Source organism: Nocardia carnea (genome assembly GCF_029869215.1).
Lineage (GTDB): Bacteria > Actinomycetota > Actinomycetes > Mycobacteriales > Mycobacteriaceae > Nocardia > Nocardia carnea_B.
Genome location: NZ_JARWPM010000261.1, coordinates 1 through 7388, shown reverse-complemented (window position 1 = coordinate 7388; position 7388 = coordinate 1). Strand labels below are relative to the sequence as shown.

6 protein-coding genes are annotated in these 7388 nt (G+C 69.1%); 4 read left to right on the top strand and 2 right to left on the bottom strand.

The features are described 5' to 3' along the window. Positions 1-51 precede the first annotated feature (51 nt). Positions 52-861 carry an enoyl-CoA hydratase-related protein gene (locus tag QH276_RS18575; protein WP_280401040.1) on the bottom strand — a complete coding sequence of 270 codons (810 nt, stop codon included), beginning with the start codon at positions 859-861 and terminating at the stop codon, positions 52-54. A gap of 133 nt (positions 862-994) precedes the next feature. Here QH276_RS18575 and QH276_RS18570 point away from each other — a divergent pair, with 133 nt between their 5' ends. Continuing rightward, entirely contained in the window at positions 995-2230 is a 1236-nt protein-coding gene (locus QH276_RS18570; RefSeq protein ID WP_280401041.1) for a TetR/AcrR family transcriptional regulator, read from the top strand. A 252-nt stretch (positions 2231-2482) separates the two neighbouring features. Here QH276_RS18570 and QH276_RS18565 read toward each other — a convergent pair whose 3' ends face one another. Next, positions 2483-4000: an aldehyde dehydrogenase family protein gene (locus QH276_RS18565; RefSeq protein WP_280401042.1), complete on the bottom strand. Its 1518-nt coding sequence runs from the start codon at positions 3998-4000 to the stop codon at positions 2483-2485. Positions 4001-4269: 269 nt separating this feature from the next. Between QH276_RS18565 and QH276_RS18560 the strand changes: the two genes are divergently transcribed. The 3 genes from QH276_RS18560 (at position 4270) to QH276_RS18550 (ending at position 7252) form a co-directional block, all read left to right on the top strand. After that, the gene (locus tag QH276_RS18560; RefSeq protein ID WP_280401043.1) at positions 4270-5433 is read left to right on the top strand and encodes an ATP-binding cassette domain-containing protein; all 1164 of its coding nucleotides are present in this window, start codon (positions 4270-4272) and stop codon (positions 5431-5433) included. Between the two features lie 71 nt (positions 5434-5504). Continuing rightward, the gene (locus tag QH276_RS18555; RefSeq protein WP_280401044.1) at positions 5505-6314 is read left to right on the top strand and encodes an ABC transporter permease; all 810 of its coding nucleotides are present in this window, start codon (positions 5505-5507) and stop codon (positions 6312-6314) included. 71 nt (positions 6315-6385) lie between these two features. Beyond that, on the top strand, positions 6386-7252 hold the full coding sequence (locus QH276_RS18550) for an ABC transporter permease (RefSeq protein WP_280401045.1): 867 nt from the start codon (positions 6386-6388) through the stop codon (positions 7250-7252). Positions 7253-7388: the final 136 nt, after the last annotated feature.

The following is a 7388-nucleotide window of genomic DNA, read 5'->3' as shown; positions in this document are numbered from 1 at the left end:
GGCCCGGTCCGTATGGACCGGGCCCTCGTCGATTGTTCCGGGCGGAGGCGGCTAGTCGGCGAAGACGGCCTTGCGCTTGCCGAGCATGGCGGCGGCGCCTTCGAAGAAGTCGGGGGACTGCAGCAGTTCCACCTGACCGGCCTTCTCGTCGGCGAGTGCGGTGTCCAGTGCGGCCAGGGTGGCGCGGTTGAGGGCTTTCTTGGTGAGTTCCAGCGCCCGGCGCGGACCGTGGCCGATCTTCTCGGCGGCGGCCTCGACGGCGGCGTCCAGTTCCTCGGTGGTCGCCAGGACATCGGTGAACAGGCCCTCGGCGCGGGCGGCCGGGGCGGGGAGGCGTTCGCCGAGCAGGGCCAGCCGGGCGGCCAGCGGGCGGCCCGCGGCCGCGGCGACCAGGGCCGCGGCACCGCCGTCGGGCATCAGACCGATATTGATGAACGCCAGCAGCAGGTAGGAGTCGGCTTCGGCGTAGACCAGGTCGGCGGCCAGCGCGATCCCGACGCCGACGCCGGCGGCCGCGCCCCGGATACGGGAAATCACCGGCACCGGCATATCCACGATGGCGCGCACCAGGCGATTCGCGGCGTCCATCACCATGTCCGGGGTGATACCCCGGGCGCCTTCCTCGGCACTGGCGGCCAGATCGGCACCGGTGCAGAAATCGCCACCTTCACCGGTGAGCACCACGACCCGGACCGATTTGTCCTCGGCCGCGGCGAGGAAGGTATCGCCGAGCGCGACCAGGCTGTCGTAATCGAGGGCATTCTTGCGTTTGGGTTTGGTGAGTGTCACCCGCAGCACCCGGCCGTCGTGCACCGCGGAGAAACCCGCCGGCTGTGTTGTGGGGGAATCTGTGTCGACCATATGCGCTCCATCGGGTGCTGTCCGGTGCCAACCAGCCTGCGAATACCGGTTAACATTGCGAATTGTGGTTAACTTAGGTTGACTTGTCGGGCGCTGTCAACACCGGCGGCGTCGTCGGCGGAACGGAGAATGCATGGTCGCGGAGAGCAGCCGGGTGGGCCCGGTGCGCGTTCGTCCGGCCGACCGTGGCAACGGCCAGGGCGGGCGGCGGCGTCCCAAGGATCGCAAAGTGCAGATCATGCGCGCCGCGGCGCGCGCGTTCAGCGAACGGGGCTACTACCCGGTCGGCGTGGACGAGATCGCGGCCGAGGTCGGGATCTCGGGTCCGGCGCTGTACCGCCATTTCGCCAACAAGTACGCGCTGCTGGTCGCCGCGGCGGAAGAAGGGGCCCGGCAGTTGCTCGAGGCCGCCCGGGCCGCCGACGATCCCGCGGCGCGCGCGGAAGACCGCCTCGATTCCCTGATCCGCGCTGTCGCCGAGCACACCATCGAGATCCGCCGGGAAGCCGGCCTGTACCGGTGGGAGGGCCGCTATCTCGAGCAGCCCGACCGGGCCCGGATCCGCACCCTCTACAACGAGATCAACCGGACCCTCGCCGCCCCGATCGAACAATTGCGTCCGGACGCCCCGCCGGAGGACGTCGCCCTGCTGGCGGCGGGGGTGCTGAGTGTGATCGGGAGTATCTCGGCCCATCGCACCGCGCTGTCGAGTGCCAAATTGCTGCCGCTGCTGTGCGATATGGCGTGGGCTGTCCTGCGGACCGACCTGCCGCCCGCGCCCGGGCCCGGAGAACCGGATCCGCAGCCGCGCGGTCTCCCGGTGACCTCCAAACGTGAACAACTGCTCACCGAGGCGATCCGGATCTTCGGCCGCCGCGGGTACCACGAGGCCAGTATCGAGGAGATCGGCGCGGCCGTCGGTATCAACGCCTCCAGCGTGTACCGGTATTTCACCAGTAAATCCGATCTGCTGGCCGCCGCGTTCCACCGCACCGGCGACCGGCTGGCGTTCGCGATCACCGAGGCGCTCGCGGAGGCCAGTGGCCGCGCCGATGCGGTGAGCAAAATCGCCGACCGCTATGTGCGGCTCAGTTTCGCCATGCCCGAGATCATGCCGGTGTACTACGCGGAGTTCTCGAATCTGCCGCAGGCAGAACAGCACAAGCTGCGCGCCATCCAGCGCCAGAACGTGCACGAATGGGCGAATCTGCTCGACGACGAGCCGACGGAGGCCCGGTTCCGGGTGCATTCGGCGATCGGCCAGGTGATCGATGTGGGCCGGCTGATCCGCTTCGATTCCCGCCCGCAACATATCGCCCGGTTGCACGCCCTGATGATGGCCACGCTGCTCGGGTCGCCGCCCCGCTGATCGCCGCCGCATCGGCGGCACGGTGCCTGTGGTCCCCGTCTTCGGGCGACGACCCGGTAGCCGTATGCCGGTCCGCGGATCTCGGACAGCGCTGGAGTCGCCGTATCGGGCTCGGCGGCGAGGCCTCCGGCCGCGCTCACTCGGCCCTGAGTCGGTTCGCCCCATAACACTGAACCCGGTGTTACCTCACCGGCTCGGGATCGGCCGTCCGCGCGCACCTGCGGGCCGAGGCGTGGCGCGCGGGGAACTCGATCACCCGTGCCGGAACCGGAATATCGTGCGCGCGACGCGCAGGCGCCGGGCGTTGCGGTGGAAACTCGACAGCCCCAGCTGTTCCCCGTAACGGTTGCGGGCGATCGACAGTGTCCGGCTGAACTCGCGCAAGCCCAGATCGCCGTGACTGTGACCCTGCCCGTATTCACCCACGCCGCCGAACGGTAGCGCCGGGATACTCGCGTAGGTGGTGGCGGTATTGACCGTCACCACTCCGGCGCGCAAGCGCTCGGCATAGATCTCGACCTCGGCGATATCCCGGGTGAACACCGAGACCGCGATACCTTGCCCGGAGTCGTTGATCCGGGATACCGCGTCGTCGAGGTCGCGCACCTTGTTCACGATGAGGATCGGGCCGATGCCCTCCTCGGTGATGGCGATACTCTCCTCCGGCACATCGGCCAGCACGATGGGTTCGACGTAGGGTTCGCGGATCGAATCCAGCCCGCCGACCACCGCGCGCCCGCCGCGGGCGAGAGCGTCGCGGACCTGTTTGCGCACCACCTCGGCCTGCGCTTCCAGGATCATCGGCCCATACGATGCCCGCCGGTCGGCTCCCGGGCGTAGGGCGCGGGCCCGGTCGATCACCAGCTCGAGGAACTGGTCGTACACCGAGGCCGCGACGTAGGCGCGGTGCACGCCGGTCGCGTTCTGGCCGGCATTGGCCATCGCGCCGAATACCGCCGCGTCGGCGGCGTCGTCGAGTTTCGCGTCGACGTGCACGATCATGGCGCCTTTACCGGAGTTCTCCACCACCACGGGCGTCATGGTCTGCGCGCACAGCGAGATCACCTCGCGGCCGTGCGCCTCCGGGCCCGCGTACGCGATCTTGTCGACGCCGGAACGGCACAGCGCCGCGGTCGTCGAATCGTCGCCGGTGAGGGCCTGCAGCACGGGTTTGTCCGGGGCGACGTCCCGCCAGGTGGCGGCCAGCCACAAACCGGTGCCGGAGGTGAGTTCGTGCGGTTTGAAGACCACCGCGTTACCGGCCGCCATGGCGTAGGCAATCGAGCCCATCGGTGTGAAAACAGGGTTCTGCCAGGGGCCGAGCACGCCCACCACGCCCAGCGGCAGATAGCCGACCGAGGCGCGCTGGTTGCGGGTGAGCCAGTTCGACGCCAGCGTGCGCCGACCCAGCGCACGGCTCGCGTTGCGGGCCGCCCAGTCGAGGTTCTCCACGGCGAGCATGACCTCGATCGCGGCGTCGGCCTCGGGTTTACCGGTTTCCTCGCGCAAGATATCGACCAATTGGGTGGCGCGGCGGGCGATTACCCGCTTCCACTCCAGGAGTAATCGTTTTCGCGTGCCGAAACCTGCTGTCGCCCACCAGGTTCCGGCCGAACGTGCGTCGGCGACAGCGCGTTCGAGTTCGCCCGGACCGGCGATGGAGTAGTTGCCGACGATCTCTCCGGTACGGGGATCGTAGGAAGTGAGCACGCTCGGTCGGCCGGATCCTCCCGAACGCGCCGCCACCTCGGGCTGCGCGGTATCGGCCATGCACGCCAGATTATGGTGGGGGCGCTACACCGACAAGGCGTCCGCGCTGCCCGTGCGCTGTCCCTGCACCGCCGACCAGGGTGGATGACCTGCCCTTGCGCTGCTGTGAGGAAACGCACAGTTGATTCGGGCAAGGTTCGGGGTACCGGCGGCGCCCCTGCCGGTGGATTCCGAGCCGGTAACATCGCGCCCGGCGCCAGGGATCATCCAGCGGGACACCGATGCGCCGGTTCGCCCCGCAGCCCCATCCGGCCGATAGTGGAGAGTTGATGCCGAGTTCGAATGATGCCGAGACAGCCGCCGGTGACGATGCCACTGCTGCGGCGCCGGCCGGTACCACCCGGCCGCCAGCGCCGGTGACCGATTCGGCCGAACCGGGGGAGCCCGGCCGCGCGGGTGGTCCGGCGACCGAGACGAACGGGTCCGCCGCGCATTCCCGTGCCACCGTCCCCGGTACGACCGCGTCGGCCGCGTCGGTCCGGGTGGAGGGGATCACCAAATCGTTCGGCGCGGTGCACGCGCTGCGTGGTGTCAGCTTCACCGCCGGCCGCGGCACGGTGCTGGGGATCCTCGGGCCCAACGGAGCCGGTAAGACCACCACCGTCAAAATCCTGTCGACGCTGCTGCATCCGGATGCCGGGAACGCGACGGTGGCCGGGCACGATATCCGCCGCGATCCGGCCGGGGTACGCCGTTCGATCATGATGACCGGCCAGTACGCGGCCCTGGACGAGAATCTGTCGGGGCGCGAGAACCTGGAACTGTTCGGCCGGTTGATGGGTTTGAGCAAACGGGCGGCTCGTCGACGTGCCGACGGCCTGCTCGCCGAATTCGATCTCGTCGATTCCGGGCGCCGCCCCGTCCACCAGTATTCGGGCGGTATGCGGCGCCGGGTGGATATCGCCTGCGGGCTGGTGGTCCGGCCCGAGGTGGTCTTCCTCGACGAACCGACCACCGGCCTGGACCCGCGCAGCCGGCAAGGTGTGTGGGAACTGGTGAACGCGCTGAAGGAACAGGGCATCACCGTCCTGCTGACCACCCAGTACCTGGAAGAAGCCGATGTGCTGTCGGACAACATCATCGTGATCGACAAGGGCACGGTGATCGCCGAGGGCACCGCCGACGAACTCAAGGAGAAGACCGGCGGCAGCTACTGCGAGGTCGTCCCGCTGGATCCGGCCCAGGTCCGGCGCGCCGCCGCCGCCCTGGGTGATCTGGTCCCCGCCGCGGTGGCTGCCGATCTCGACGGCTCCGAGCGCCTGTCCATTCCCGCGCCCGACGGTGCGGCGACGCTGGCCGAGGCGCTGCGCCGCCTGGACGCGGCCGGGATAACGCTGGCCGATATCGGGCTGCGGCGCCCCTCGCTCGACGATGTGTTCCTGTCTCTCACCGGCCACGCCGGCGGTGCCGAGCAGCTGAGTGACCGGGCATGAGCGGGTCAGGCCTGGAGGAGGTAGCGCAGCGTGACCACGCAGGGCCCCCGCTCATGCCCCATGGGCACAGCATGAGTGTGCCCGCGGTTGCTCGCCCCGACCTTTTCGCCGGGGTCCCGTCCACGCGGGTCAATTCGTTCGGGCAGTGGCGGGCGCTCAGCGGCCGCATCATCTGGACCATGGTGAGCAGAGGCGAACTGATCGGTGCCCTGCTCACCCCGCTGGTGTTCACCGTCGGTTTCTATCTGCCCTTACGTCTGGTGATGCAGTTCCAGGGCATCGATTACGCCCAATTCGTGATGCCGATTATCGTCCTGCAGACCATGGCGTTCACCATGATGTCGAACGCGCAACTGGCGGCGTTCGAGGCGCGCACCGGGTTCAGTACCCGGTTGCAGACCATGCCGGTCGGCATGCTGGTGCCGCTGACCTCGCGGGTCACCGCCGGGCTGTTCCGTTCGGTGCTGTCGCTGGCCGCCGCGCTGATCTACGGCCACATCATCGGATTCCGGTTCACCGCCGGCTGGGGGCAGACCGTCGGATTCTGTGCGTTCGCGCTGGCGGTCGGCACCATGCTGGCGATCGGTGCCGACGGCCTGGGCAGTCTGACCAAGAGCCCACAGGCGCTGAGCCAGGCCCTGACCCTGCCGACCCTGATCTTCGGCATGATGTCGTGCGGTTTCGTTCCGGAGACCCAGTTTCCGGATTGGATCCAGCCGTTCGTCCGCAATCAGCCCATCACCCAGTTCGCCTACGCCCTGCGCGATATGGCGGCCGGTGGGGTGAGCTGGGAGGTCCTGCGGGTCGGTTTGATCTGGCTGGTCGGCGGGGCGCTGCTGTTCGTCCCGTTCGCGGTCTGGGCGAGTGTGAGGCGGTCATGAGGGAGTCAGGCCCGGAGGCGGTAGCGGAGGGTGACCACGCAGGGCCCTCCCTCAGGACCGAAGGACACAGCATGAGCATTGTCGATACTTCCGCGGTGCCGGAGTCGTCCGCGCCGCGGGCCGTGGTTCTCGACCTCCCGGCGGTCTCCGCCCGGCCGGAGAGTTCGCCGGTTTCCTGGGCCGTGCACAGCTGGTTGCAGTGCAAGCGGTTGCTGATGGCATGGCTGCGCGATCCGGCGACCACCATCCAGACCATCGTCTACCCGGCGCTCACCCTGGTGATGTTCTGGATTGTGCTGGATGAATCCATCTCCAGCTTCTCCGGAAAGCCGGCCGTCTACGGCACCGTCCCGATGCTCACCCTGATCGCGGCGATGACGGGTGCGGTGGTGAGTGCGCTCGCCTTCAAGGTCGACAAGGCCACCGGTCTGCTCGGCCGGTTCTGGACCATGCCGATCCACCGGGCCGCGGGCCTCACCGGCCGGTTGCTGGCCGAGGCGATCCGGGTGCTGGTCACCACGCTGATCGTGATCGCCGTGGGATTCTGTCTCGGCTTCCGCTTCGATCAGGGGCCGCTGGCCGCACTCGCGCTCATCGGTATCCCGATCCTCTTCGGGATCGGGTTCGCGGTGTTCATCACCGCGATCGCCACGTTCACCGAGGGACCGGTGCTGGTCCAGATCGTCGGCCTGCTCACCAACCTGCTGCTGTTCTTCAACTCCGGTTTCGTCCTGATCCAGGCCTACCCGACCTGGCTGCAGTCCACCGTGGCGAACCAGCCGATGAGCTGCGCGATCGAGGCCATGAAGGGCCTGTCCTACGGCGGTCCGGTGGCCGAACCGCTTATCGACACCCTGCTGTGGGTCGGTGGGGTGATCCTGGTCTTCGGTTATCCGGCGGTCCGTGGGTACCGCAAGGCGGCCGAGAACAGCGGCTGAGGACCTGCGGCGGGGGGGGGGGGGGGGGGGGGGGGGGGGGGGGGGGGGGGGGGGGGGGGGGGGGGGGGGGGGGGGGGGGGGGGGGGGGGGGGGGGGGGGGGGGGGGGGGGGGGGGGGGGGGGGGCGGGGGCGGGCG

Coding starts and splice junctions, on each gene's coding strand:
- QH276_RS18550 (WP_280401045.1), top strand. CDS start 6,386: ATGAGCATTGTCGATACTTCCGCGGTGCCGGAGTCGTCCGCGCCGCGG.
- QH276_RS18555 (WP_280401044.1), top strand. CDS start 5,505: ATGAGTGTGCCCGCGGTTGCTCGCCCCGACCTTTTCGCCGGGGTCCCG.
- QH276_RS18570 (WP_280401041.1), top strand. CDS start 995: ATGGTCGCGGAGAGCAGCCGGGTGGGCCCGGTGCGCGTTCGTCCGGCC.
- QH276_RS18560 (WP_280401043.1), top strand. CDS start 4,270: ATGCCGAGTTCGAATGATGCCGAGACAGCCGCCGGTGACGATGCCACT.
- QH276_RS18575 (WP_280401040.1), bottom strand. CDS start 861: ATGGTCGACACAGATTCCCCCACAACACAGCCGGCGGGTTTCTCCGCG.
- QH276_RS18565 (WP_280401042.1), bottom strand. CDS start 4,000: ATGGCCGATACCGCGCAGCCCGAGGTGGCGGCGCGTTCGGGAGGATCC.